This is a genomic window from Amycolatopsis sp. ATCC 39116, from assembly GCF_000231075.2.
Classification (GTDB): Bacteria; Actinomycetota; Actinomycetes; order Mycobacteriales; family Pseudonocardiaceae; genus Amycolatopsis_E; species Amycolatopsis_E tucumanensis.
This window is the reverse complement of record NZ_AFWY03000045.1, coordinates 15,394-40,045: the sequence shown is the minus strand read 5'-3', so window position 1 is coordinate 40,045 and position 24,652 is coordinate 15,394. Positions and strand designations below refer to the sequence as shown.

Genomic DNA, 24,652 nt, shown 5'->3' with positions numbered 1-24,652 from the left:
TCATCCTTCCGCGCGCCGGTGGCGCAGGTCGATCGGCTGTCCGTCCTTGGGGTAGGGCAGGCAGGTGTAGTCCAGCGGCGCCCGGTAATCCGGGTCGACCGTCCACTCGAAACGGTGCAGCAGGTGGTGCAGGACGATCTTGATTTCGACCCCGGAGAAGTGCATGCCCAGGCACTTGTGGACCCCGCCGCCGAAGGGCACCCAGGCGTAGCGGTGCACCTTGTCCTCGCGCCGCTCGGGGGAGAAGCGGCCGGGGTCGAACCGGCCTGGCTCGGGCCAGTACTCCGGCAGGTGGTGGTTGAGGTGCGGGGACATCGCCACGGTGGTGCCCGCCGGGATGAAGTGTCCCAGGACCTCGGTGTCGGTCACCGTGTGGCGCACCATCGTGGGCAGCGGGGCGACCAGGCGCAGGCACTCCTTCATGGCCAGGTCCAGCGACGTGAGCCGGTCCAGGTCGCCGAAGCCCACGGAGGCGCCCACCGCGAGGGATTCCTCGCGGCACCGCTGCTGCCACCGCGGGTGCTGCCCGAGGTACTGCAGCATGGTGGACAACGTGATGGTGGAGGTGTCGTGCGCCGCCATCAGCAGGAAGATCATGTGGTTGACGACGTCGTCGTCGCTGAACCGCTCGCCGTCGCTTTCCACCCGGCACAGCACGGAAAACAGATCGTCCCCGTCGCCGGCGCGCCGGGCGGGCAGGTAGCCGCGCAGGAACTGTTCGAGGTCGCGGCGTCCCCGCAGTCCGCGCCACCACCGCCCGCCCGGAACCGGCACCCGGACGAGTGCGGTGGCTGCCTGCACGCTGTCGATGAACGCCCGGTTGACCTGGTTCATCCTGGCCGCGGTGGCGCCTTCGGCTCCGCCCATGAAGATCGCGGTGGCGAGGTCGAGGGTGAGGGTTTTCAGCGCCGGGTAGGCGCGGAAGCCGGTCCGCGGCGCCCACTCGCCGAGCCGTTCCGCGACGGCGGTGTCGAGCGCCGCCGCGTACCGCGTCAACCGGTCGCGGGTGAACGCCTCCTGCATCAGCCGGCGGTGCCGCAAGTGCTCGTCGAAGTCGAGCAGCATCAGGCCGCGGTCGAAGAACGGCCCGATGAGCTGCCGCCACGCGGGCCCGTTGGCGAAGGCCCGGTCGCGGTTGGCGAGGCCGGCCTCGGTGGCGTCCGGGCCGAGCAGGGCGACGTTGCGCCGCCCGAAGGAACTGAACCACGAAACCGGTCCGTAGCGCCGGTACCGGTCGGTCCACATCGCGAGCGGGTCACGGATGTAGCGGAGCGTGTGGCCGAGGACGGGAATGCCGCTGTCGCCGCGCACCGGCAGCAACGTGCCGGGCGGCGGTACCGGAGTGAGCAGGTCGTTCATCGACACCTCCACCAACTGACAGGACGCTCTGTCAGATTCGGCCAGTGTGGATTTCGACAGGCGGCTCTGTCAAGATTCGCTCCATGTCATCCGCCGCGCGCCCCTACCGCGGGATCAGTGCCGAGGACCGCAAGGCGCAGCGGCGCCGGAAGCTGATCGACGCCGCGTTGGACCTGATGGGCACGGTCGGCACCGACCAGGCCACGATGACCGCGATCTGCGTGCGGGCCGGCCTGACCGAGCGGTACTTCTACGAGAACTTCACCCGGCGGGACGATCTGCTGATCGCCGTGGTCGACCGGATGGCCGGCGAGGTGCGGGAAACCGTGCTGTCGACCCTGCGCGCGACCGAGGGCGACGCGGCGGAGCGGGCGCGGGTCGCGATCGAGGCGTTCGTCCGCCTCCTCACCGACGACCCCCGCAAGGGCCGGGCGGCGATCCTCGAATCGTCGGCGCTGCCCGCACTGCGCAGCCGCCGCCACGAGCTGCTGCGCATGTTCGCCGGGCTCGTCGTGACCCAGGCCCGCGCGCTCTTCGGCGACGAGGCGGTGCCCGCGCCGCGGGACGAGCTCAACGCGCTGATGCTCGTCGGCGGGCTCGCCGAACTGCTCGCCACCTGGCTCGGCGGGGAGATGCACACGCCGGTGGAGGACATCATCGACGTGGCCACGCGCTGGTTCGTCACCGGCATGCGCGCCTGAAGATCGTCCTTGACCCCGCCCCTGGGGCAGGCCGGAGCCTGGCCCCATGAGGAACAACATCACTTCCGCACAGGCTTCCCGGCGAGTGGCGGTCACCGCGCTGGCGGTCACGCTGCTGGCCGGAGCGGCCGCACCCGGAGTGGCCGCCGCCCAGCAGGACCGCCCGGCGCTGCAGGAAGCCATCCAGGGGTTCGTCGACGCCGGTTTCGCCGGGATGCAGGCGCGCGTGCACGATCAGCGGGGCGAGTGGGTCGGCACCGCCGGGGTGCGCAAGCTGGGCGAGAGCGCGAAGCCGCCGGCGAACGGGCGGTTCCGGATCGGCAGCAACACCAAGACCTTCGTCGCGACAGTGGTGCTGCAACTGGTGGCCGAGGGCAAGGTCGGACTCGACAGTCCGGCGGCCGACCACCTGCCGCAGTTCGGTCTGGACCGGCGGATCACGGTGCGGATGCTGCTGCAGCACACCAGCGGAGTGTTCAACCACACCGGCGACTACTACGACGGGACGGTCCTGCCGGGGCTCCCCTCGACCGGCCAGGAATGGGTGGACAACCGGTTCCACACCTACCAGCCGGAGGAGCTGGTGCGGTTCGCGTTGTCCAAGCCGGCGCTGTTCGCGCCGGGGACGGACTGGAACTACTCCAACACCGGCTACACGCTGGCCGCCCTGCTGATCGAGCAGGTCACCGGCCACTCGTACGCCGAGGAGATGCAGCGGCGGATCCTGCGGCCGCTCGGGCTGCGGGACACCGTGGTCCCGGGAGCCCGGACGGGCATTCCCGGGCCGCACGCCCACGCCTACTACCGCTACCAGGACGCCGGCCAGTGGAAGACGGTCGACGTCACCCGCCAGAACCCCTCCCTGATCTTCGGCGCCGGGGACATGATCTCGACAACCCGGGACCTCCAGACGTTCTTCTCCGCGCTCATGAGCGGCAAGCTCCTCCCGGCGCCGCTGCTGGCCGAGATGCGCACGCCGCACCCGAAGAGCGGCTACGGCCTCGGGCTGTACGTGGAGCAGACCACCTGCGGGGTCCCGGTCCTGCGGCACAACGGCAGCACCATCGGCTACGGGGCCTTGATGTACAGCACGCCCGACGGCAGCAAGACCCTGACCGCCTCCATCACTCTCGGGGATGCCGACGTCGATGTGGCCGTGGAGTACCCGAAGGCGTTGGACAAGCTCCTCGGGGAGGTGTTCTGCGCGGGTTGACCTTGACCCAGGGGCAGGCTGGACACTCGTCGCATGGCTCCCTCGACCAACGGTGTCACGATCGGCCAGGCGGCGGCGTTCGCCGGGGTCACGGTGAAGACCGTGCGGCACTACCACCAGCACGGGCTGCTCGACGAACCACGGCGCGACAGCTCCGGCTACCGGCGGTACGGATCGGCCGACCTGCTGCGGCTGGTCCAGGTCCGGACCCTGGCCGCCGCCGGGGTGCCCCTGGCCGAGGTCGGGCCGCTGCTCGACGCCGACGCCGAGCAGTTCGCCGCCGCGCTCGTCGACGTCGAGCGGCGCCTCACCGAGCGGATCGCCGACCTGATCGCCCGGCGCGACAGGCTGCGGCAGTTCGCCGACGGCGACCGGCTCCTGCTGCCCGGCCGCGCCGTCGCGGTCCTGGACCGGCTCGCCGGTCTCGGCTTCGATCCCGACTACGTGGCCGGCCAGCGGGAAGCCATGGTGCTGGCGAGGGCACTGGCGCCGGAGTTCTTCGACGTCTTCCTGACCCAGCTCGAACACCGGCTCGACGACCCCGCGTTCGTCGACCTGACCAAACGCGGCTGGGACGCGCGGTCCTGGGACCCGGACGACCCGCGGATCGACGAGCTGGCGTGCGCGCTGGCCGACAACCTGCTGGCCGACCCCGAGCGGCTGACGTCGGTGCCGGCGGGCTTCCAGCCCTCGCCCGACGCCGCCACCCGGTACGGGCTGATCAACCACCACCGCGAAGACCAGCGGACCTGGGCCCGGCTGAACGCGCTCGTCGAGGCCAAACTGCGTGCCCGGGGCGTGCCGATCCCGCACCAATGACGGCGGTGAGTGGTCCCGGCGGTCTCCCGGTCAGCACGGCACGTGCGGGCGGCAGTGCTGGGCGGGGACGGTGAGCTCCGCGGAACCGCTGCCGGGCGTGGTGCCGGCCGGGTCGGCGGCGAAGGACACGGCGGTCGCCGTCGCCGCGACCAGCACGGCGGCCAGGAACAGCACGACGATGTGGTACCGCCGGATGACGCTGGAAATCGGTGCTGCGGTCATGATTGCACGCTCCCTTCGGGTCGTCATCGAGAATCCGCAACCCGGTCCGGTTCCGCTATTCGCTTTCCGGCGTATTTCTCGGGGCGGCGTGCGGGCGTAACGTCGGGGGATGGCCGAAACCGTCTCGGAAAACGATCTGCGTGCGTTGTTGGCCGTGGTCGAGGACGGCCGCCGGGATGAGCCGAACAACGCGCTTCCGTGGGCGACGCTCGACGCGCTCGCCCACCTTGTTCCCTGTGATGAGCTGGACTTCGCCGAACTCGACCGTGCGCACCGGCGCATCATCATTTCCCAGGCCGACGACGGCGGGGGCCGGGAACTGGAATTCGACGTCGCGGAATCACCGGGTTCCGTGATGTACTGGGAACATTCGCCGGGTTTTCTGCCCTGCGCCTACACGCTGCGCGGCGGGAACCACACCCGGGTCGTCCGCTGGTCGGATTTTTACACGCAAACCGAACTGCGCAACACGCCGTTGTACGCGGAGTACTACCGGCCCCTGGGCGGCGGGAAGCACTGCCTGATCACGACACTGCCCGCGGCGCCCGGCCACACGCGGCGTGTCCTGATGTACCGGGACTCCGGTCACGACTTCACCGACCGCGAAGTGCTGATGCTGCAACTGTTGCGGCCGCACCTGTACGAGGTCTACCTCGACGCGCAGCGGCGCCGGAACGGGGTGCCGCGGCTGAGCCGCCGGGAACTCCAGGTGCTCCAGCTCGCCGCGCAGGCCCTCAGCAACGCCGACATCGCCCGCGAGCTGTTCATCTCGGTGGCGACCGTGCGCAAGCACCTCGAGCACATCTACGACCGCACCGGCGTCCGCACCCGTGCCGCCGCGGCCGCGCTGGTCCTCCCGCAGGTGGAGCGCGCGGGAAACGCGCACGCGGCGGCGCCGGAGGGCACAATCCACCCGTGACCCGCAGGGCGTGCAGGGACAGGTCGGCCGAGTGCCTCGCCGGGGCGAAGCGGCCATCACTCCGTCGCGCGCCGGCCGTCGCGGAGCTTCGTCGCCAGCACGGCCGCTTGCGTGCGCCGTTCCATGCCGAGTTTGGACAGCAGGCGGGAGACGTAGTTCTTCACGGTCTTCTCGGCCAGGAACATGCGCTGCGCGATCTGCCGGTTGGTCAGCCCCTCGCCGATCAGGTCGAGCAGGGTGCGCTCGGTGTCGGTGAGGTCGGCCAGCGGGCCCTTCGGGGCCGCGTTCGCGCGGATCTTCGCCATCAGGGCGGCGGCCGCCCGGTTGTCCAGCAGCGACCGCCCGGCGCCGACCTCGCGGACGGCGGAGACCAGCTGCAGGCTCTGCACGTCCTTGATCACGTAGCCGCCTGCGCCGGCGAGGATGGCGTTGAGCATGGCCTCCTCGTCGGTGAACGAGGTGAGCATCAGGACGTTGAGCTCGGGCAACCGGGACCGCAGGTCACGGCACAGTTCGATGCCGTTGCCGTCGGGCAGGCGCACGTCGAGCACCGCCACGTCCGGCTTCACGGCCGGGATCCGCGTCAGCGCCTGGGCGGCGGTGCCGGCTTCGCCCACGACGGTGACGTCCGGTGCCGAGTCGAGCAGGGCTGCCACCCCGCGGCGCACCACCTCGTGATCGTCGACCAGGAACGCCGTGACCACAGATTTCACCCTCCTCGTCCGCGTCGCTCCGATCTCAGGCTTGCCCGTCAGCCGCCCGTTCACACCAGCGACGCCGGCTCGCTGTGATCACTCTAGCGGCGCGGTTCACGTGGCGACGAGTTCATCGGCGCAGCCGGCCGCGGGCAACCGGGTGGGCCCGAGGCGGTGACCAGTGATGTCCTCGATGTCGATGGCGAGGAAGGCCTCGCCGGGCTCGGGTGGCCAGGGCACGTCGGTGAAGCCGGGCAGTTCGGCGAGCTGCGACCGCCCGAGCACGCGGGCCCGCCCGAGCACCAGGATCGTCCACCCCGTCCGGTTCTCCGGGTCGATCGAATCGGTCTCGAACCCGACCATGACCCCGTCCAGGCGGTCGGCCCAGCTGTCGCGGGTGCACCGGACGAGAACATGACCGTCCGGCACGGTGAACACCGCCGGACGGACCGCGGGCAGGGCGTGGCGGGTGTAGACGACCCGCCCGATCGGCGCCGACCGCAGCAGGCGGAGGCATTCGGCCACGGTGAGGGCGCTGAATTTCTGGGTGGGCATTGGACGTTCTCCTGGGAGTGGGGGATGTCTTGCACCATCCACCTTTCCCGCCACCGCCGGGCGTGTGCAGTGGCCGAAGGTCCCCGGGCGGACGCCGACAGTCCACACGGGTAGCGCCATTTCGAAACCTTCCCGTCGTGGGCGGGGGAGGGGCGAAAGTCCCTCGTCAGCGCAGGTGCTCGCGGAAGAAGGCGGCGATCCGCCGTCGCGCGTCGGCGGTCGCGGCCGGGTCGTACCGGGTGCCGGACACCCGCCCCAGCACGCGCAGCAGGGGAGTCAGGTCGGCCGGGTCGTGGTCGTTCATGAACCCGTGGCCTGCGCCGGGGTAGATCTTGACGTCGTGGGGCACCCCGAGGCGGGTGAGGACCTCGTCGAGGCGGCGTCCGGCCTTGGCGCCCAGCGGGGACCGGTCCGCCCCGCCGAAGCTGCCGACGACCGGGCAGGCTCCGGACAGCCACGACTCGGCGTCGGCGGGGCAGCCGCCGTAGTTGACGGCCGCGGCCGCGTAACCGCGGTCCGGCGCCAGCGCGAGGGCGTACCCGCCGCCCATGCAGAACCCGATCACCCCGACCGCCCCGGTGCACCGGTCGTCCGCGGCGAGCAGGCTGCGGGCGGCCTCGATGTCGTCGAACGTCCGCCCCCGCCGGGCGCCGATGTCCCGCATGATCGTCCGCAGGCAGCCCAGCCTGCTGCCCCAGTAGTAGAGGTCCGGGGCGACGGTGAGGAACCCTTCGCCCGCGAGCCAGTCGGCCTGGGCCCGCAGGTCGTGGCTCATCCCGGTGAAGTCGTGGACCACCACCACACCCGGCCACGGCGGGGCCGTCGGCGGGACGGCAAGGTGGGCGGGCATCCGCCCGTGCGGCGTGGTGATCGTCAGCTCCGTCATGACGGAGTCCGGTCACCGGCCACCAATCGCCGGTGCAGCTCGGCCGTCATGGCGTGGATGGACCGGGTCAGTTCGGTGTTGGTCTTGAGTTCCAGTTCCTGCTGGACGAAATCGTGGTCGGCCTTCATCTGCTGGAATGCCGCCTGCCGGTTCTGCCCGATCATCACGAACGTGGACAGGAAGATCGCCTCGAGCGACACGACCAGGGTGAGGGTGGGCCACGGACTGCGTTCGAACACGAGCATCCAGGCCGCGAACCCGATCGCGTGCAGGTAGACGAACCACATCGAGCCCGCGAACCGGGTGATCGAGTCGGCGAGCCGCAGCTGCGCGTCGCCGGTGCGGTGGGCGCGGTGGGCGATCACCGCGGGGTGGTGCTGCGGCTCGCCGCTCGGCTGGGTCACGACAACAGCGCTCCGCCGTCCACGACGATCTGGGTGCCCGTCGTGTACGAGGACAGCTCCGAGGCGAGGAACAACGCGGCCCTGCCGATCTCGTCCGGGTCGCCGAGGCGCTTCATCGGGATCCTGGCCAGGAACCCTTCGAGCATGGCCGCCATGTCGACCCCCGCCGGAGGCGCCGACTGCGCCGCGGCCACACCCGGCGTGTTGATGCCGCCGGGCGCGATGGCGTTCACCCAGATGCCGTGCGGCGCCAGTTCCAGGGCGACGTTCTTGGTGAACCCCCACGCGCCGTGCTTGGACGCGTCGTAGTGCGCCAGTCCGGCCGTCGAGGGGTGCAGCGCGTCGATCGAGGTGATGTTGATGATCCGCCCGCCTCGGCCGCGCTCGATCATGTGCCGTGCCACGTGCTGCGTGCACAGGAACAGCCCGTGCAGGTTGACCCGGAGCACGCGCTCGAAGTCTGCGGCCGTCATGTCCATCACGAGCTGGTTCGGGTAGATCCCGGCGTTGTTGACCAGAATGTCGATGGCGCCGTACGCGCCGATCGCCGTGTCCGCGAGCCGCGCGACGTCGGACTCGTCGGCGACGTCGGCGCGCACGGCCGTCACCGGGAACCCGGCCGCTCCGAGCTGCTCGGCGGCCGCCTTCGCCTGCACCTCGTCGACGTCGGCGATCACGACGTTCGCGCCGGCGTCAGCGAGGCGGGCGGCGATGCCGTAGCCGATGCCGACGGCGCCGCCGGTCACGATCGCGGTCTTCCCGCCCAGCCGGATCAGCTCCTGGCTGGGCCGCAGTGCTGTCGTCATGCGGTGTTCCTCCCTCGTTGTGGTGTCATTCGGCGGGGCTGAGCAGGCCGTAGTGCCCGTCGTATCGGTGGTAGAGCACGCATCCGCGATCCCGGCCGGCGTCGACGAAGAACAGGAACGGCAGGCCGAGCAGCCCGAGCCGGTCGCGGGCCTGGGCCGGCGTCAGCACTGGCGCCGGGTGGGGGCTGACCGTCACCGGGAGCGACCCCGCGGGCGCGTCGGCCGGCGGCACGGTCTGCGCCAGGCGGTAGCCGGTGTCCCCGGCGCGGTAGAGCACGCTGTCGCGGCCCGTGGCGGCCTCAGTGAACAGGTGGAAGTCGTAGCCGAGCTGGTTCATCTCGGCCGCGGCGTCGTCGATGGTGGTGCGGGTGAGGCCGATGGTCTTGTGCCGGACGATTTCGCGCTCGTCCTCGGGCCGCCGGTCGCGCCCGCGGGCGAGGATCGGCTCGGCCGCGTGGCGCCACTCCTGCGGCGGCACCGTGTCGCGGTGGACGAGCCGGTGCGGCGCCAGCTTGTCCAGCCGGTGGCGCAGGACGTCGGCGAGCAGATCGATCGCCTCGTGGGCCGAGGCGGCCTCGACCTGGGCCCGCACCAGCCGACCGTTGACGTCCAGGTTGCCCTGCGCGACGACGGGCCGGGCCCGGTCGCCGTGCCGGCTCAGCCGCACCCGGGCGGACAGCACCGGCCGGTGCGCGAGGTGCGCGAGGCGGCCGATCTTGTCGCGGGCGTAGTCGGCCGCGCGGGCCGGGATGTGCCGTCCGGTGGTCACGTGGACCTCGGTGGTGGCCTGTGCAGAGTGCATGGGGGTCGGTCTCCTCCGTCGAAGCGATGAGCCGAGTCTCGGGGCGCGGCCCCGGCCGCCGCGAGGGACGACCGGCCCGGTTCGCCGGGACTTCGGTCCCTGTCGCGGCCATGCGGAGCGGCGGATCGTGCGGGGGATGGACATCGAGAACACGACGCGCCGCGAGCAACCGACCGCGTGCGCCACCGCGCACCTGACCGTGGACGAGATCGGCCCGTGGATTTCGTCCACCTACCAGGCGGTGATGCGGACGGTCGCCGAGCAGGGCAGCTCACTGGCCGGGCCGCCGTACGGCCGCTACCACCAGCTGGACGACCGGCTGCTCGCGGTGGAGGCCGGTTTCCCGGTCACCACCCCGATCACCGCCAGCGGAGACGTGCGCCCCTCGGCGCTGCCGGGCGGGCCAGTCGCCACGACCATCCACATTGGATCGTACGACAAGATGGAGCCTGTCTACCGCGCGCTGGCCGAGTGGATCGGCGAACACGGCGGCGAATCCGCCGGGGACGCGTGGGAGAACTACTTCAGCGACCCGGTGAGCCAGCCCGATCCGGAGACCTGGCGCACCGAGATCGTGCAGCCCTACCGGGACCGGACTGGACTCTGATTTACAAAGAAGCGACACTTGTACATCTCGCTCTACATCCTCTATTGTTTTGTAAACCTAGCTGAGGAGGATGCGATGAGCGACGACAAGGCAACGGTGCCCGTCGGCTCGACCGAGCAGTGGGCCGATCGCAAGCGCTACCTGTGGCTGATCGGCTTGGTCGTGCCGTCGTTGGTGTTCCTGGCGATCGGGTTGCACGCGGCGACCGGCTGGGGCGTGTGGTTCTGGATCGGGCCGATCGTGATCCTGGTCGTGGTCCCCCTGATCGACCTGGTCGCCGGCCTGGACCGCAGCAATCCGCCGGACGACGTGATCGAACGGCTCGAGAACGACCGGTACTACCGGTGGATCACCTACGCGTTCCTGCCCATCCAGTACGCCGGGTTCGTGGCCGCGCTGTGGTTGATCGCCCGCGGCGGGCTGTCCGTCGTGGACGAGGTGGGCCTGGCGATCACGGTCGGGTGCGTCGGCGGGATCGGCATCAACACCGCGCACGAGCTGGGGCACAAGAAGGAGAGCCACGAGCGGTGGCTGTCGAAGATCGCGCTCGCCCAGAGTTTCTACGGCCACTTCTACATCGAGCACAACCGCGGGCACCACGTGCGGGTCGCGACTCCGGAGGACCCGGCCAGCAGCCGGGTCGGGGAGAGCTTCTACCGGTTCTGGCCGCGGACCGTGTTCGGCTCCCTGCGCTCGGCCTGGCGCCTGGAACGCAACCGGTACGCCCGGCGGAACCAGCACCCGTTCCGGATCGGCAACGACGTGCTCAACGCGTGGCTGATGTCGGCGCTGCTGTGGGCGGTGATGATCGCCTGGCTTGGCGCCGGCGTCCTGCCCTACCTGCTGATCCAGGCCGTGGTCGGGTTCTCGCTGCTGGAGATCGTCAACTACATGGAGCACTACGGCATGCGGCGGCGGCAGGTGGGCACGCCCGAGCGGCGCCGGTACGAGCGGGTCGATCCCAGCCACAGCTGGAACTCCAACAACATCGCCACCAACGTCCTGCTCTACCACCTGCAGCGGCACAGCGATCACCACGCCAACCCGACCCGCCGCTACCAGACACTGCGCGACTTCGCGGAATCGCCGGTCCTGCCCACCGGGTACGCCGGGATGATCGTGCTCGCCCTGATCCCGCCGCTGTGGCGCCGCGTGATGGACCGGCGCGTGCTCGCCCACTTCGGTGGCGACATGAGCCGCGCCAACATCCATCCGGCCAAGCGGGCGAAGGTGCTCGCCCGGTACGGGCGCGCGGAGTCCCCGGAACCGGTCGCGGCCGACACCCGCGGCGACGCGACGGACGGCGGGATGTGTCCCGGCTGCGGCTACGTCTACGACGAGAGGACCGGCGACCCCAGGGAGGGCTTCCCGGCGGGCACCCCGTGGTCGGCGATCCCGGACTCCTGGTGCTGCCCCGACTGCGGGGTCCGGGAGAAGGTCGACTTCGTGGCCCCGGGGCGGGTGAGCGCGTGATGCGGATCGAGGCGGACCGGGCCAAGTGCGACGGCCTGGGGATGTGCGAGGCGATGGCGCCGGACTTCTTCGAGGTCGGCGCGGACGGGACCGTGGCGGTGCTCGACGAGCACCCCGGTGAGGAACACCGCCAGGACGTCGCAGCCGCGGTCGACGCCTGCCCGGTCCTGGCCTTGAAGCTGCGGGGCTGACCGTGACACTGGTGGTCGCCGGCGCCTCGCTGGCCGGCCTGCGCGCGGTGGAATCGGCGCGGCGCGGCGGCTACCGGGGCCGGATCGTGCTGATCGGCGCCGAGGAGCACCCGCCCTACGACCGGCCCCCGCTGTCCAAGTCCTTCCTCGCCCCGCACGCCCCGGCGCGGGTGGCGCCGTTCCGGTCCGCGGCGGAGCTGCGGGAGGACCTGGGGGTCGACCTGCTGCTGGGCGCCCCGGCGACGGGCCTGGACACCGGCGCCCGCACTGTTCGGGTGGGTGAGCGGGAGATCGGCTACGACGCGCTCGTGATCGCCACCGGCGCCACGCCGCGGCGGCTCCGCGGGGCCGCCGGGCTCACCGGGGTGCACACCCTGCGCACCGCCGAGGACGCTTTGGCCATCCGCGCCGCGCTGGACCGCGGCGCGCGCACGGTCGTCGTCGGGGCGGGCTTCATCGGATCGGAGGTCGCCTCGGCGGCCCGCGCCCGCGGGCTGCCGGTGACCATCGTGGAAGCGCTGGACGTGCCGCTCACCCGCTCAATCGGCCCGCAGGCCGGCGCCGTCTGCGCGGATCTGCACCGCGCGGCCGGCACCGGACTGCGGTTGTCCACGGCGGTCGAGGGGCTGGAGTCCGCAGCCGGAGCCGTGACCGGCGTCCGGCTCGCCACGGGCGAGGTCCTGCCGGCCGACCTGGTGGTCGCCGGGATCGGGGTCGCCCCGGCCACGGGCTGGCTGGAAGGCAGCGGCGTGCCGCTGCACGAACGTGACCGGGGCGTGGTCTGCGACGCCACACTGGCCACCGGGGTGCCCGGTGTGTACGCGGCGGGCGACGTCGCCCACGTGGCGAACCCGTTGTTCGGCGGGGAGCTCATGCGCCTGGAGCACTGGACCGGCGCCGCCGAACAGGGCGCGGCGGCCGCTCGTCACGCGCTCGATCCGGCTGCGGCGCGCCCGCTGACCCCGGTGCCCTACTTCTGGTCGGACTGGTACGGCCACCGCATCCAGTTCGTCGGCACGCCGCACGGGGACGAGGTGCTGGTCGCGGTGCCCGCCGAGGAGGGGTTCACCGCGCTCTACCGCCGCGGCGACCGGATCACCGGCGCGCTCACCGTCGACCGCCCGCGGGAGATCATGAAGTACCGGCGGTTGATCGCCGCGGCGGCGCCGTGGCCGGACGCGGTCGTCTTCGCCGCTGCCACCAGGGCCGCCGCCTAGAATGGCGATCATGGGCGACACTCTCCCGGGCCGGTCGGTTGCCGGCGGCCAGCACCGGCAGCCGATCATCGCCGCGGCGATCGAGCTGACCGCCCGGGAGGGCTGGTCGGCGGTCACCATGGCCCGGCTGGCCGAGGCCACCGGGGTCAGCCGCCAGACCGTCTACAACGAGGTCGGCTCGAAGACCGCGCTGGCCGAAGCCATGGTCGTCCACGAGCTCGACCGGTTCCTCGCCGTGGTCCGTGACGCGTTCGACCGGCATCCCGGCGACCTCGTGGAGGCGATCTACGACGCGGTGCGCAACGTCCTCGAACTCGCCAGTGACAACGTCCTGCTGCGCGCCGTCGCGACGGCCACGCACGGCGCGGACACCGAACTGCTGCCGCTGTTGACCACCCGGGCGGACACCCTGATCACCGAGGCGAAGGTGATCCTCCTCCGGCGCGTGGAGTCCTACCGGCCCGGGCTGACCGCCGACCAGATCGGTGTGGTGGTCGATGCGCTCGTCCGCGCCGTCCTCAGCCACGTCATGCAGCCCTCGGACACCCCGGCCCGCACGGCCGACGGACTGGCCTGGCTGGCGGCCCGCGTGCTCGACGACCGCGCGCGGACGCCCCTGCGCTACAGCGGGCGCTGACCCGGGGGTCAGACCCGGCTGGGCGCCACCGATCCCGCGCCCACCTCCACCACCGGCAGCCCGGGGAACTCCGCGGGCCGGTGGGTGACGATCACCGCCGGACGGGACGCCACCAGTGCCCGCAGGTCGGCGGCGAGCCCGGCGGCCGTCGCGCCGTCCAGGTGGGCCGTCGGCTCGTCGAGGAGCACCACGGGCCGGTCGGCCAGCAGGGCGCGGGCCACGCCGATCCGCTGCCGTTCCCCGCCGGAGAGCGTGGTGCCGTGCGCGCCGAGCGGTGTGTCCAGGCCTTCCGGCAGCGCCGCGAGCACGGCGCCGAGCCGGGCCCGCCGCAGGCACTCCCGCAGTTCGTCGTCGGAGGCGCCTGGCCTGGCCAGCAGCAGGTTCTCCCGCAGCGTGCTGTCGAACAGGTGCGTGTCCGGTCCGCACCACGCGAACCCGGCGCGGACGTCGTCGGAGGTGTTCGTCCGCGTGTCGGTGCCGGCGATCCGGACGGCGCCGCCGGATGGGTCCAGGTTGCGCATCACCGCGGCCAGCGCGGTGCTCTTGCCCGACCCGGACGGTCCGGTGAGGACGACCGGGCCGTAGCCGGTGCTCAGGTCGAGGCCGCGCACCGCGTCCACCGCGGCGCCCGGCCAGCGCACCGACAACCCGTCCAGCTCCAGCGGCCCGCGTCCGGCGGCCACCGGCGCGGCCGGTTCCGCGACCGGCGAGGGCAGGGTGTCGAGCTCGGCCAGCCGCCGGGCGCCCAGGCGCGCCGCCAGCAGCCGCTGCGCGGCTTCCGGCAACGCGGCCACCAGTTCGGTCACGGCCAGCGGCGTCAGCGCGAGAACCGCGAGCGCCGGGCCGTCCAGCCGTCCGGCGCGCAGCGCGGCGACGCCGGCCACCAGGCAGCCGATCATGGTCATCCCGATGGACAACGTGCTCAACCCCGCGCCGAGCCCGCGCGCGGCGGCGGAGCGGCGCAGTGCCGCGGTGAGCTGGGAAGCCCTGTGCCGCAGCGCGTCCTGACGGCGAGGCGCGGCGCCGAACGCGATCAGGTCGGGCGCGGCCTGCAGCAGCTCGACCGTCCCGGCGGTCACCGACGCGCGCGTCGTGCTCGTGTCGCGTTCGGACTTCGCCGAGGCCAGCGCCGACAGCGCGGGCGCGGCCACTCCGGCGCACAGCAGCCCGGCGGCCATGATCACGCCCGCCTCCGGCAGCAGCAGGCCGAACCCGGCCGCCGCGCCGAGACCGACCACGGCGGCCGACACCCCGGGCACGACCACGCGCACCAGCAGGTCCTGCTGGCTGTCCACATCGGACATCAGCCGGTTCAGCAGGTCGCCGCGGCGCCGGCGGGCGGTCACCGCGGGGCCGAGCCGGACCAGGGTGGTCCACACCCGCACCCGCAGGTCGGCCACCGCCCGCAACGCCACGTCGTGCGACAGCAGCCGCTCGGCGTACCGCAGGACGCCCTTGGCGAGGCCGAACGCGCGCACCGCGACGATCGCCACCATCAGGGACAGCACCGGCGGGTGCAGCGCGGCGCTGGAGATCAGCCACCCCGACGCCGCGGTCAGCGCCACGCCGCTGCCGAGCGCGGCCGCGCCGGCGGCGCAGGCCAGCGCCAGCCGCCACCGGTAGGGCCGGATCGCGGTCCGGAGCCACTGCCAGGTGCCCGCGCCGGTCGCCGGCTCCTCCCCGGTCGCGGTGGTGACCGGGGCGGGCGCGGACGCGGGACGCGCGGCGGGGCGGCTGGGCGCGGCCGGAGCGGCGGTAGCCGCGGGGGACCGCAGCTCGATCACCCGGTCGCACGCGCGCAGCACGGCTTCGCGGTGGCTGACGATCACGGCCGTGCGCCCGGCCAGCATCGCGGGCAGCCGGTCCAGGATGGCGTTCTCGGTGTCCGCGTCGACGCCCTCGGTCGGTTCGTCGAGCAGCAGCAGCGGACGGCCGGTCAGCAGGGCGCGGGCCAGCGCGACACGGCGCTGCTGCCCGGTGGACAGGCCCGATCCGAGCTCGCCGACCGGGGTGTCCGGCGGCAGGTCGAGCCCAGCCGCCTCCGCGGCGCGGGCCACCTCGTCGTCGCCGGCGTCCGGCCGTCCGAGCCGGATGTTGCCCGCCACGGTCCCGGCCAGCAGGCACGGCTTCTGCGGCACCCACGCCACGCGTTCCTGCCAGGCGGCGCGGTCGACCTCGGCGAGGTCGACGCCGTCGGCGAACACGCGCCCGGCGTCCGGGGTGAACCAGCCGAGCAGCAGGTCGAGCAGGGTGCTCTTGCCCGCGCCGCTCGGCCCGCTGATGCCGACGATTTCGCCCGGCTCGACGCGCAGGCTCAGCTCGTCGAGCACCGGGCCGGAGCGCCCGTTGACGCGCACCCGCTCCAGCCGCAGCGGCACCCGTGCCGGGTTGGGCGCGGGACGGCGGCCACCGGTCGTGTCCGGTTCGTCTTCGAGCACCGCGAACAGGTCCTCGGCGGCCGCGATGCCCTCGGTGCTGTCGTGGAACCGGGCCCCGACCGCGCGCAGCGGCAGGTACACCTCGGGCGCCAGGATCAGCACGACCAGGGCGGTGTGCAGGTCGAGTTCACCGGCGAGCAGCCGCAGCCCGATCGACACCGCGATCAGCGCGACCGACAGCGTGGCCAGCAGCTCCAGCGCCAGCGCGGACAGGAACGCCACGCGCAGCGTCCGCATGGTCTCCAGCCGGTGCCGCCGGGTGATCTCACGCAGCCCTCGCAGCTGGGCCTTGGCGCGGCCGAACGCGGTCAGCACCGCCAGGCCCGCGACCAGGTCGAGGAAGTGGTTGCCCAGCACGGCGAGCGTGCGCCACTGGCGGTTCACCGCGCGCTGGGTGTAGAGCCCGATGAGGATCATGAAGACCGGGATCAGCGGCACCGTCACGCCGAGGATCACCGCGGCGACCCAGTCGGACAGCAGGATCCGCAGCCCGACGACGGCGGGCACGATCGCGGCGAGCAGCAGTTGCGGCAGGTACCGCGCGAAGTAGCCGTCCAGCCGGTCCACGCCGCGGGTCGCGAGGGTCGCCAGGTCGGCGGGGGACCGGCCGCCGAAGCGTCGCGGCCCGGCGCGCAGCACGTGCGTGACGAGGGCGGCGCGCAGCTGGTCGAGCACCGCGGCGGACGCGCGGTGCGCCAGCGTTTCGGACAGCCAGGCGATGCCGGAGCGGCCCAGCACCACCACGACGAGCAGGAGCACCGGCACGGTCAGCGCGGCCAGCGTGGTCCCGTCGAGGAAGGCGCCGGTGATCGCCGTGGCGAGCAGGTCCGCCTGGACCAGGACGAGCAGCGCGGTCGCCACCCCCAGCGCCGCGCACCCGAGGACGAACGGGCGCGCGGCGCGGGCGTGCCGCAGCAGGCGCGGGTCGAGCGGCCTCATACCGGCAGGCCCTGCGAGTCCGGAATGGACGCGCGGGTGACTCGCTTGCGGAACACCCAGTAGGTCCAGCCCTGGTAGAGCAGGACGATCGGGGTGAACACCACGGCGACCCACGTCATGATCTTGAGCGTGTACGGCGTGGACGCGGCGTTGGTGGTGGTCAGGCTGTTCGCGGCATCTGTGGTGGACGGCAGCACGTCCGGGTAGAGCGAGCCGAACAGCGTGGCCGTCGTCGCCACGATCGCCAGCGCCGTCAGGGTGAACGCCCAGCCGTCGCGTCGCAGGTCGGTCATCGCGATCGCGCCCGCCAGGCCGAGCGCGGCCACCGCGGTGCTGGCCCAGGTCCAGCCGTGGCCGTGCGCCAGCTGCGTCCACAGCAGGAACGCCCCGGCCGGCACGATCGCGACGACGCCGAGGCCGCGGACGAGGCGGCGGGCCCGCTCGGCGACGTCCCCGTCGGTCTTGAGGGCGAGGAACACCGCGCCGTGCAGCGCGAACACCGACAGCGTGGTGACGCCGCCGAGCAGGGCGTAGGGGTTGAGCAGGTCGAAGAACGAGCCGGTGAAGTGGTGCTCGGCGTCGAGCGGGACGCCGCGGACGATGTTGCCGAACGCCACGCCCCACAGCAGCGCGGGCACCGCCGATCCGGCGAAGATCGCGACGTCCCAGCCGCGCCGCCATCCCGTGCTGTCGAGTTTGCCGCGGAACTCGAACGCGACGCCGCGCACGATCAGCGCCACCAGGATGATCAGCAGTGGCAGGTAGAACCCGGAGAACAGGTTGGCGTACCAGAGCGGGAAGGCGGCGAAGGTGGCGCCGCCCGCGACCAGCAGCCACACCTCGTTGCCGTCCCACACCGGGCCGATCGAGTTGATCATGACCCGGCGGTCGGTGTTGTCCCGGCCGAGGAAGGGCAGCAGGATCCCGACGCCGAAGTCGAAGCCCTCCAGGACGAAGTAGCCGGTCCACAGGACGGCGATGAGCAGGAACCAGATGTCGGTGAGCGGCATGGGATTCTCCTAGTAGGTGAACACCGGCGGACGGGCCTCGGTGTCCTCATCGGACTTCCCGGCGTCCTGCTCGGGCTCCGGATCGGGAACGTGCTGGGCGTAGCGGTACATCAGCGTGCCGTCGATCGCGGCGAGCGCGCCGTAGAGGATCGTGAAGACGATCATCGAGGTGAGCACGCTCCCGGCCGCCACCGTGGGGGAGACGCCGTCGGCGGTCTTGAGCACCCCGAACACCACCCACGGCTGGCGGCCCATCTCGGTGAAGATCCAGCCCAGCGCGCTGGCCGCGAACGGCAGGGCCAGGCAGGCGATGGCCGACCGGTAGAACCACGGCGAGCGCGGGGTCCGGCCCCGGCGGAACACCCACAGCCCGATCAGCGACAGCAGTCCCATGAGGAACCCGAACCCGATCATCAGCCGGAACGTCCAGTAGGTGACCGGGACGTTGGGCGTGTAGTCGCCGGCGCCGTAGGTCTGCTCGGCCTGCGCCTGCAGGTCGTTGATGCCCTCGACCTCGCCGTCGAAGGACCCGGTCGCCATGAACGACAGCACCCGCGGCACCCGGATGCTGAACACCTCCTCCGATCCGTCCAGCGAGCCGATCGTGAACAGCGAGAACGACGCCGGCGCGACGGTGTCGTAGAGCGCTTCGGCGGCGGCCATCTTCATCGGCTGCTGCTCGGTCATGATGCGGGCCTGGATGTCGCCGGTGACGACGACGCCGGCGCTGGCGATGAGCACCGTCACCAGCGCGGCGCGCATCGACGGGCGGAACACCTCGGGGGCGCGCTTCTTCTTCAGCTGCCACGCGCTGATCGCCACCACGAACACGCCGCCGGTGACGAAGCACGCCGTGATGGTGTGGGCGAAGGCGCCCACCGCGGTGGAGTTGGTGAGCACGGCGGCGAAGTCGTTGAGCTCGGCGCGGCCGGTCTGCGGGTTCACGCGGTAGCCGACCGGGTGCTGCATCCAGGAGTTCGCCGCCAGGATGAAGTAGGAGGACAGCAGCGTCCCGGTCGCGGCGAGCCAGATCGTGGCCAGGTGCAGCCGCTTGGGCAGCCGGTTCCAGCCGAAGATCCACAGCCCGAGGAACGTCGACTCCAGGAAGAACGCGAGCAGGCCCTCGATGGCCAGCGGCGCGCCGAAGATGTCGCCGACGAAGGCGCTGTAGTCGCTCCAGTTCATGCCGAACTGGAACTCCTGCACGATGCCGGTCACCACGCCCATGGCGAAGTTGATGAGGAAGAGCTTCCCCCAGAACTTCGTCATGCGGAGGTAGTGCTCCTTGCCCGTGCGGACCCACGCGGTCTGCATCCCGGCGACCAGGAACGACAGCCCGATCGTCAGGGGCACGAAGATGAAGTGGTACACGGTGGTGATCCCGAACTGCCACCGCGCCAGGTCCAGCGCGTTCATCGCCTCTCCCATCACCAGCTCCCGGGCGGAGCAAGATCGGGTCCAGCGTCGTCGGCGCGGAGCGCGCGCGGGCAGGGCCGTTGGTCATCTTCGCCGGGGACCGCGGTCCCATCCGGACTCGTGCGCCGCCGCCGGGCCGGCGCGGGGAGCGCCGAAGGTCCCTGGGCGCGGTGCCGTTAGGCCCTGCTTTTCCGGCCCGCCCGGGACGAGCCTGACGGCAACAGGTCAAGCGACGAACGAGGAGCACGTCATGCACGCGTGGGAGATCATGAGCAAGCCGGTGGTCCGGGTGCTGCCCTCGGCCACCGTCCGGGAGGCGGCCGCGTCGCTGGTGGAGCACGGGTTCGCCGGGATGCCGGTGGTCGACGACGGTGAGCGGGTGATCGGCATGTTCACCGAGGCCGACGCGCTGCGCGCGACGATGGCCGGCGCGAACGGGCGCGCCACGGTGGCGGAGTACATGACCACGCCGGTGGAGGTCGCGACCATGGCGACCGAGATCGAGGGCATCGCCCGTCGGATGCTGGCCGACCGGCTCCGGTGCGTGCCCATCACCGAGGAGGGCGTCCTCGTCGGCGTCGTGAGCCGTCGCGACCTGCTCCGCCCGCTGGTGTCCTCGGACGACACCGTCGCCACCGTCCTGCGCGCGGTGCTGACCGACTACTCCGGGCACCGCGGCGAATGGCGGGTGGAGATCAGCGACGGCGAGGCCGTCATCAGCGGCGAGTTCGCCGACGAGGCGGAGCGGCGCGTGGTCGGCGCGCTGGCGCGGTCGGTGCGCGGCGTGACCGGGGTGACGCTGAAGTCGGTCCCGCGAACCTGACCAAACCCTTTGACGGCGACCACCGTGCCGAAATCTCCGCTCCCGGTGCGGTGGTCGCGCCGCGTCCGGCGCTTCACCCGGCGATCGCCGCGCGGCGCAGTGCGGCGCCGGCGAGGAGGCGTTCCCGCGCGGCGATCGCCGGTTCGCGAGACTCCAGCGCGAGGTGCTGGTGCAGCAGCGCTTTGTCCCGGTACCACGCGGCGACCTCGTCCGGCGGCGCGGTGGCCGATGGCCGGTGCGCAGCCAGGTGCTGCAGCTCGATCAGGGTGTTCATCATCGTCACCGCCCTTGCCCTCAGGTGTGTTCAGCCTGTCCGGACCGCCTCGCGGGGACGAGAGCCCCGGGGCCCCGGATCACGGGACCTGGGGCCCCTGGCCACGAGGCCCTTCGGCAGGGGTGCGCACGACGAAAAAGACGACCGCCTCGGCCGGAACCGGGGCGGTCGTCGCGGAACGCCGGCTCAGGCCATCCGGTCCATTTCCCGCCGGATGCGCCGCTCGCTGGGCGAGTTCGGCGAGAACGTGTCCCAGGTGTGCATGATCAGCCCGACGCCCCAGGCGCCGAGCGGGAAGACCGGCCAGAAGAAGTCCGCGCCCGTCAGCGCCCACACCCCGATCAGGAAACCGTTGATGAGGACGAAGACGGCCACGTGCTGGTAGTAGTCGCGTTTCTGCTTGAGCCGTGCCACGGCGTGCTCGCGCCGGTCGGCTTCCGTGTCGGTCACGGTGACCACCTCCTTGTGCCCATCAGCGTCAGCCGTTCCGGGAGCCCGCACTACGGGCCCTGGTCACCTGGCGGCGGGGACCTTTGGCCTTGCCACGCGGTGACACCTGACGTCACGACACGTGACGGGAGGGTGCCTGGTGGGGCACGATGGTCGGCATGGCGGGTGAGGAGCAGCGTGACCTGATGGGGCAGGATCGGCCGTTGCGCGAGACGTTGTCGCAGTTGCGGCTGCGGGAGCTGTTGCGCGAGGTGCAGGACCGCATCGAGGAGCTGGTCCAGTCGCGGGACCAGATGGACGGGCTGCTGGAGGCGATGCTCGCCGTCGCGAGCGGGCTGGAGCTGGACGCCACGCTGCGGCGCATCGTGCACTCGGCGATCGAGCTGGTGGACTGCCGCTACGGCGCGCTGGGGGTGCTGACCCAGGACCGCGAGTCGCTGGCGGAGTTCGTCTACGAGGGCATCGACGAGGCCACCCGCCGGGAGATCGGGGACCTGCCGACCGGGCACGGCCTGCTGGGCCTGCTGATCGAGCAGCCCAAGCCGATCCGGCTGGACGACCTGTCCCAGCACGTTGCCTCGTCCGGGTTCCCGGCGCACCACCCGCCGATGAAGACCTTCCTCGGTGTGCCCGTGCGGGTGCGGGACGAGGTGTTCGGCAACCTCTACCTCACCGAAAAGGCGAACGGGCAACCCTTCACCGAGGACGACGAGGTGGTGGTGCAGGCGCTGGCGGCCGCGGCGGGCATCGCGGTGGAGAACGCGCGCCTGTTCGAGCAGGCCCGGCTGCGGCAGCAGTGGCAGGAGGCCACCAGCGAGGTCCGCGCCGAACTGCTGGCCGCCGCAGATCCGGCCGACGTTCTCACGCTCATCGCCACCCGCGCGCTGACGCTGGCGCGCGCGGACTACGCGCTGATCGCGCAACCCGAGGATCCGGACATGCCCCTGGAGGACGTCACGGAGCTGGTCGTCACCGTGCACGCTGGCCTGGATCCCGGCCGGCTGACCGAGCGGAAGATCCCGGTCGAGGGGTCCACCTGCGGGGCGGCGTTCCGCGACGCGCAGCCGCGGCGGGTGGACAGCCTGGAGTTCGAGGTGTCCGCGGAGTTCGGTCCCGCGCTGGTGCTGCCGCTGCGAGCATCCCGCACCTCGGTCTCCGGCGTGCTGGTGGTGGCCCGGCGCAAGGGCGACGCGGCCTTCGACAGCGCCCACCTGCCGTTGGCGGCGGCCTTCGCCGACCAGGCCGCGCTGGCGCTGCAGCTGGCGGAGGACCAGCGTTCGATCAGCGAACTCAAGGTGGTCTCCGACCGCGACCGGATCGCCCGTGACCTGCACGATCACGTGATCCAGCGGCTGTTCGCCCACGGGCTGGCGTTGCAGAGCACGCACATGCGTTCCCGCAACCCGGAGATCCAGCGGCGGCTGGCCGACATGATCGACGACGTGCAGAGCATCGTCGCGGAAATCCGCACGGCGATCTTCGATCTGCACGGCGGCCTGCACGGCACCGGGCAGCTGCGCAAGCGGCTCAACGACGTCATCGCGGAGATCACCGGCGACACCGGGCTGCGCACCACCGTGCGCATGTCCGGTCCGGTCGGCGTGGCCGGTCCGGAGCTGGCCGAGCACGCCGAAGCGGTGCTGCGCGAGGCGCTGTCCAACGCCGTGCGCCACGCCAAGGCCACGTCGCTGATGGTCACCGTCTCCGCCAGTGACGAGCTGGTCATCGAGGTGGCCGACGACGGGATCGGCATCCCGGACACCGTGGCCCGCAGCGGCCTGCACAACCTGCGCGAACGTGCTGACCAGGCGGGCGGCAGCCTCTCCGTCACGGCGGCCGAGGACGGCGGCACGCGGTTGACCTGGGCGGCGCCCGTCTCCTAACCGCGCCTGGCCGGCGCGACCGGCGAGACCGTTGTGCCGGCGCGCCCGGCCAGGACCGCTGCCGCTTCTTCGAGGCGGCCGATCGCCGCCAGCGCGCCGCCTGACTCCACGAACCGGCAGGCGGCGTCCACCTTGGGCCCCATCGACCCGGCCGGGAAGGTGCGGGTCCGCAGGCCGGCCGGATGGGCGTGGCGGATGGGGCGTGCGGCGGCGGTGCCGTGGCCGTCCTCGACCGCGGCGACGTCGGTGAGCAGCAGCAGGGCGTCCGCCTGCAGCGCGCTGGCCAGCAGCGCCGCGGTGAGGTCCTTGTCGACCACCGCTTCCACGCCGTGCAGCTGTCCGTCTTCGTCGGCCACGACCGGCACCCCGCCGCCTCCGCCACAGACGACGGTCGTGCCGCTGTCCGCGATGAGCCGGATCAGGGGCAGTTCGACCACGTCGGCGGGCTCGGGGGACGGCACGACCCGCCGCCACGCGGAGCCGTCCCGGCGCACCTGCCAGCCATTGCGGCCGGCGAGCCGCCGCGCGGTCTCCTCGTCGTAGACCGGTCCGATGAACTTGGCAGGCTGCCGCAGCGCCGGGTCGTCCGCCCGCACCAGGGTCCGGGTGAGCACCGCGGCGGCGGGCAGGCCGGCGCGGTTGTGCAGCGCTTGCGCCAGCCAGTAGCCGATCATGCCCTGGGTCTGCGCGCCGAGCACGTCGAACGGGTAGGGCGCGGTGAGCGCCGGGTCGCCGGCGGTCTCCAGGGCGAGCAGGCCGACCTGGGGGCCGTTGCCGTGGGTGACGATCAGCCGGTGCCGCCGGGCCAGCGGCGCCAGCGCGTCGGCGGCCGCCTGGACGTGCTTCTCCTGGATGCCGGCGTCCGGGGTCTCGCCCCGGCGCAGCAGGGCGTTCCCGCCGAGGGCGACGACGATCCTCATCGCCGCACCGTCGCGACCATCAGCGCCTTGACGGTGTGCATCCGGTTCTCGGCCTGGTCGTAGACGACCGAGGCGGGGGAGCGGAACACCTCGTCGGTCACCTCGAGCGCGGCGACCCCGTGCGCGGCGGCCAGCTGGCGGCCGAGGCCGGTGTCGCGGCTGTGCAGGGACGGCAGGCAGTGCAGGAACTTCACCCGCGGGTTCCCGGTCGCGCCGAGCAGCTTGGCGTCCACCTGGTAGGGCAGCAGCTGCTGGATCCGGTCGTCCCAGGTCTCCTCCGGCTCGCCCATGGACAGCCAGACGTCGGTGTAGACGAAGTCCGCGCCCCGCACCCCGGCGCGGGGGTCGTCGGTGACGGCGAGGTCCGCGCCCGACCCGGCGGCCAAACCGGTGGCCAGCTCGCGGACCGCGGGGGACGGCCACAGCTCGCGCGGCGCGCAGATGCGGACCGACATGCCCAGCAGGGCGCCGGTGACCAGCAGCGAGTTCGCCGTGTTGTTGCGGCCGTCGCCCACGTAGGCGAGGGTCAGCCGCTCCGGCGGCCCGGCCGCGTGGTCCCGCATGGTGAGCACGTCGGCGAGCATCTGCGTGGGGTGCCAGAGGTCGGTGAGCCCGTTCCAGACGGGCACGCCGGCGTGAGCAGCCAGGACGTCGACGGTTTCCTGTGCCGACCCGCGGTACTCGATGCCGTCGTACATCCGGCCGAGCACGTGCGCGGTGTCCTCGACCGACTCCTTGTGGCCGAGGTGGGTCTCGCCGGGGCCGAGGTAGGTGACGGCGGCGCCTTCGTCGTGGGCGGCGACCTCGAAGGCGCACCGGGTTCGGGTGGAGCTCTTCTCGAAGATCAGCGCGATGTTGCGGCCGGCGAGCCGCTGTTCCCGCACGCCCGCGCGCTTCTCGTGCCGCAGCCGGGCGGCGAGGTCGACGAGGTGCGTGAACTCCTCGCGGGTCAGGTCGGTGGCCGTGAGCAGGTTGCGTCCCTGCAGGTCCATG

Annotated in this window: 26 protein-coding genes; 11 read left to right on the top strand and 15 right to left on the bottom strand. The window is 72.4% G+C overall.

The features are described 5' to 3' along the window. A complete protein-coding gene (locus AMY39116_RS0331965) occupies positions 1 to 1,359 on the bottom strand; it encodes a cytochrome P450 (RefSeq protein WP_027936397.1) in 1,359 nt (452 codons plus the stop codon). Positions 1,360 to 1,442: 83 nt separating this feature from the next. Between AMY39116_RS0331965 and AMY39116_RS0331960 the strand changes: the two genes are divergently transcribed. The 3 genes from AMY39116_RS0331960 to AMY39116_RS0331950 are packed head-to-tail and all read left to right on the top strand — an operon-like array spanning position 1,443 to position 4,092. After that, positions 1,443 to 2,060: a TetR/AcrR family transcriptional regulator gene (locus AMY39116_RS0331960; RefSeq protein ID WP_020421678.1), complete on the top strand. Its 618-nt coding sequence runs from the start codon at positions 1,443 to 1,445 to the stop codon at positions 2,058 to 2,060. 46 nt (positions 2,061 to 2,106) lie between these two features. After that, the gene (locus tag AMY39116_RS0331955) at positions 2,107 to 3,273 is read left to right on the top strand and encodes a serine hydrolase (protein ID WP_027936396.1); all 1,167 of its coding nucleotides are present in this window, start codon (positions 2,107 to 2,109) and stop codon (positions 3,271 to 3,273) included. A 33-nt stretch (positions 3,274 to 3,306) separates the two neighbouring features. After that, positions 3,307 to 4,092, top strand: a complete 786-nt coding sequence (locus AMY39116_RS0331950) for a MerR family transcriptional regulator (RefSeq protein ID WP_020421676.1) — start codon at positions 3,307 to 3,309, stop codon at positions 4,090 to 4,092. A 30-nt stretch (positions 4,093 to 4,122) separates the two neighbouring features. Here AMY39116_RS0331950 and AMY39116_RS0331945 read toward each other — a convergent pair whose 3' ends face one another. Further along, on the bottom strand, positions 4,123 to 4,314 hold the full coding sequence (locus AMY39116_RS0331945) for a hypothetical protein (RefSeq protein WP_020421675.1): 192 nt from the start codon (positions 4,312 to 4,314) through the stop codon (positions 4,123 to 4,125). Positions 4,315 to 4,423: 109 nt separating this feature from the next. Between AMY39116_RS0331945 and AMY39116_RS43985 the strand changes: the two genes are divergently transcribed. Next, the gene (locus AMY39116_RS43985) at positions 4,424 to 5,233 is read left to right on the top strand and encodes a response regulator transcription factor (RefSeq protein ID WP_020421674.1); all 810 of its coding nucleotides are present in this window, start codon (positions 4,424 to 4,426) and stop codon (positions 5,231 to 5,233) included. Positions 5,234 to 5,289: 56 nt separating this feature from the next. Here AMY39116_RS43985 and AMY39116_RS0331935 read toward each other — a convergent pair whose 3' ends face one another. From AMY39116_RS0331935 to AMY39116_RS0331910, 6 genes are all read right to left on the bottom strand, one after another. Continuing rightward, positions 5,290 to 5,937, bottom strand: a complete 648-nt coding sequence (locus AMY39116_RS0331935) for a response regulator transcription factor (RefSeq protein WP_020421673.1) — start codon at positions 5,935 to 5,937, stop codon at positions 5,290 to 5,292. A 105-nt stretch (positions 5,938 to 6,042) separates the two neighbouring features. Beyond that, a complete protein-coding gene (locus tag AMY39116_RS43980; protein ID WP_020421672.1) occupies positions 6,043 to 6,483 on the bottom strand; it encodes a pyridoxamine 5'-phosphate oxidase family protein in 441 nt (146 codons plus the stop codon). 166 nt (positions 6,484 to 6,649) lie between these two features. Continuing rightward, the gene (locus AMY39116_RS0331925; RefSeq protein WP_020421671.1) at positions 6,650 to 7,369 is read right to left on the bottom strand and encodes a dienelactone hydrolase family protein; all 720 of its coding nucleotides are present in this window, start codon (positions 7,367 to 7,369) and stop codon (positions 6,650 to 6,652) included. After that, positions 7,366 to 7,773: a DUF1003 domain-containing protein gene (locus tag AMY39116_RS0331920; RefSeq protein ID WP_020421670.1), complete on the bottom strand. Its 408-nt coding sequence runs from the start codon at positions 7,771 to 7,773 to the stop codon at positions 7,366 to 7,368. The genes AMY39116_RS0331925 and AMY39116_RS0331920 overlap by 4 nt, the downstream gene beginning before the upstream one ends. After that, positions 7,770 to 8,579 (bottom strand): SDR family NAD(P)-dependent oxidoreductase, encoded by an 810-nt coding sequence (locus AMY39116_RS0331915; protein WP_020421669.1) that lies wholly within the window; start codon positions 8,577 to 8,579, stop codon positions 7,770 to 7,772. Before AMY39116_RS0331915 ends, AMY39116_RS0331920 begins: the two co-directional genes overlap by 4 nt. A gap of 25 nt (positions 8,580 to 8,604) precedes the next feature. Continuing rightward, complete coding sequence (locus AMY39116_RS0331910) at positions 8,605 to 9,381, bottom strand: HPF/RaiA family ribosome-associated protein (RefSeq protein ID WP_020421668.1); 777 nt, start codon at positions 9,379 to 9,381, stop codon at positions 8,605 to 8,607. A gap of 136 nt (positions 9,382 to 9,517) precedes the next feature. Here AMY39116_RS0331910 and AMY39116_RS0331905 point away from each other — a divergent pair, with 136 nt between their 5' ends. From AMY39116_RS0331905 to AMY39116_RS0331885, 5 genes are all read left to right on the top strand, one after another. Next, positions 9,518 to 9,988, top strand: coding sequence for a GyrI-like domain-containing protein (locus tag AMY39116_RS0331905; RefSeq protein WP_020421667.1), 471 nt, complete (start codon positions 9,518 to 9,520; stop codon positions 9,986 to 9,988). A 75-nt stretch (positions 9,989 to 10,063) separates the two neighbouring features. Continuing rightward, positions 10,064 to 11,461 (top strand): fatty acid desaturase, encoded by a 1,398-nt coding sequence (locus AMY39116_RS0331900; RefSeq protein WP_020421666.1) that lies wholly within the window; start codon positions 10,064 to 10,066, stop codon positions 11,459 to 11,461. Then, positions 11,461 to 11,652 carry a ferredoxin gene (locus AMY39116_RS0331895; RefSeq protein WP_020421665.1) on the top strand — a complete coding sequence of 64 codons (192 nt, stop codon included), beginning with the start codon at positions 11,461 to 11,463 and terminating at the stop codon, positions 11,650 to 11,652. Before AMY39116_RS0331900 ends, AMY39116_RS0331895 begins: the two co-directional genes overlap by 1 nt. Before the next feature lie 2 nt (positions 11,653 to 11,654). Next, entirely contained in the window at positions 11,655 to 12,869 is a 1,215-nt protein-coding gene (locus AMY39116_RS0331890) for an NAD(P)/FAD-dependent oxidoreductase (protein WP_020421664.1), read from the top strand. A gap of 1 nt (position 12,870) precedes the next feature. Beyond that, positions 12,871 to 13,506: a TetR family transcriptional regulator gene (locus AMY39116_RS0331885; protein ID WP_020421663.1), complete on the top strand. Its 636-nt coding sequence runs from the start codon at positions 12,871 to 12,873 to the stop codon at positions 13,504 to 13,506. An 8-nt stretch (positions 13,507 to 13,514) separates the two neighbouring features. Here the strand turns inward: AMY39116_RS0331885 and cydD are convergent, their stop codons facing one another. The 3 genes from cydD to AMY39116_RS0331870 are packed head-to-tail and all read right to left on the bottom strand — an operon-like array spanning position 13,515 to position 19,309. After that, positions 13,515 to 16,883: a thiol reductant ABC exporter subunit CydD gene (cydD, locus tag AMY39116_RS0331880; RefSeq protein WP_020421662.1), complete on the bottom strand. Its 3,369-nt coding sequence runs from the start codon at positions 16,881 to 16,883 to the stop codon at positions 13,515 to 13,517. Next, complete coding sequence (gene cydB / locus AMY39116_RS0331875) at positions 16,880 to 17,893, bottom strand: cytochrome d ubiquinol oxidase subunit II (RefSeq protein ID WP_020421661.1); 1,014 nt, start codon at positions 17,891 to 17,893, stop codon at positions 16,880 to 16,882. Before cydB ends, cydD begins: the two co-directional genes overlap by 4 nt. Positions 17,894 to 17,902: 9 nt before the next feature. Further along, the gene (locus AMY39116_RS0331870; protein ID WP_027936395.1) at positions 17,903 to 19,309 is read right to left on the bottom strand and encodes a cytochrome ubiquinol oxidase subunit I; all 1,407 of its coding nucleotides are present in this window, start codon (positions 19,307 to 19,309) and stop codon (positions 17,903 to 17,905) included. Positions 19,310 to 19,559: 250 nt separating this feature from the next. Between AMY39116_RS0331870 and AMY39116_RS0331865 the strand changes: the two genes are divergently transcribed. Continuing rightward, positions 19,560 to 20,132 (top strand): CBS domain-containing protein, encoded by a 573-nt coding sequence (locus tag AMY39116_RS0331865; protein ID WP_020421659.1) that lies wholly within the window; start codon positions 19,560 to 19,562, stop codon positions 20,130 to 20,132. A gap of 73 nt (positions 20,133 to 20,205) precedes the next feature. On the opposite strand, the gene AMY39116_RS0331860 is transcribed toward AMY39116_RS0331865, so the two are convergent. Both AMY39116_RS0331860 and AMY39116_RS43975 read right to left on the bottom strand, forming a co-directional pair. Beyond that, the gene (locus tag AMY39116_RS0331860) at positions 20,206 to 20,409 is read right to left on the bottom strand and encodes a hypothetical protein (protein WP_157358769.1); all 204 of its coding nucleotides are present in this window, start codon (positions 20,407 to 20,409) and stop codon (positions 20,206 to 20,208) included. A gap of 183 nt (positions 20,410 to 20,592) precedes the next feature. Continuing rightward, on the bottom strand, positions 20,593 to 20,856 hold the full coding sequence (locus AMY39116_RS43975; protein ID WP_235716258.1) for a 2TM domain-containing protein: 264 nt from the start codon (positions 20,854 to 20,856) through the stop codon (positions 20,593 to 20,595). Positions 20,857 to 21,014: 158 nt separating this feature from the next. Between AMY39116_RS43975 and AMY39116_RS0331850 the strand changes: the two genes are divergently transcribed. Next, on the top strand, positions 21,015 to 22,739 hold the full coding sequence (locus AMY39116_RS0331850) for a GAF domain-containing sensor histidine kinase (protein ID WP_027936393.1): 1,725 nt from the start codon (positions 21,015 to 21,017) through the stop codon (positions 22,737 to 22,739). Here the strand turns inward: AMY39116_RS0331850 and AMY39116_RS0331845 are convergent. Together AMY39116_RS0331845 and argF are read right to left on the bottom strand one after the other, a co-directional pair. After that, complete coding sequence (locus tag AMY39116_RS0331845; protein WP_020421655.1) at positions 22,736 to 23,659, bottom strand: carbamate kinase; 924 nt, start codon at positions 23,657 to 23,659, stop codon at positions 22,736 to 22,738. The two genes, AMY39116_RS0331850 and AMY39116_RS0331845, sit on opposite strands and share 4 nt — an antisense overlap. Then, positions 23,656 to 24,651, bottom strand: coding sequence for an ornithine carbamoyltransferase (gene argF / locus AMY39116_RS0331840; protein WP_020421654.1), 996 nt, complete (start codon positions 24,649 to 24,651; stop codon positions 23,656 to 23,658). The genes AMY39116_RS0331845 and argF overlap by 4 nt, the downstream gene beginning before the upstream one ends. Between the last annotated feature and the right edge of the window lies 1 nt (position 24,652).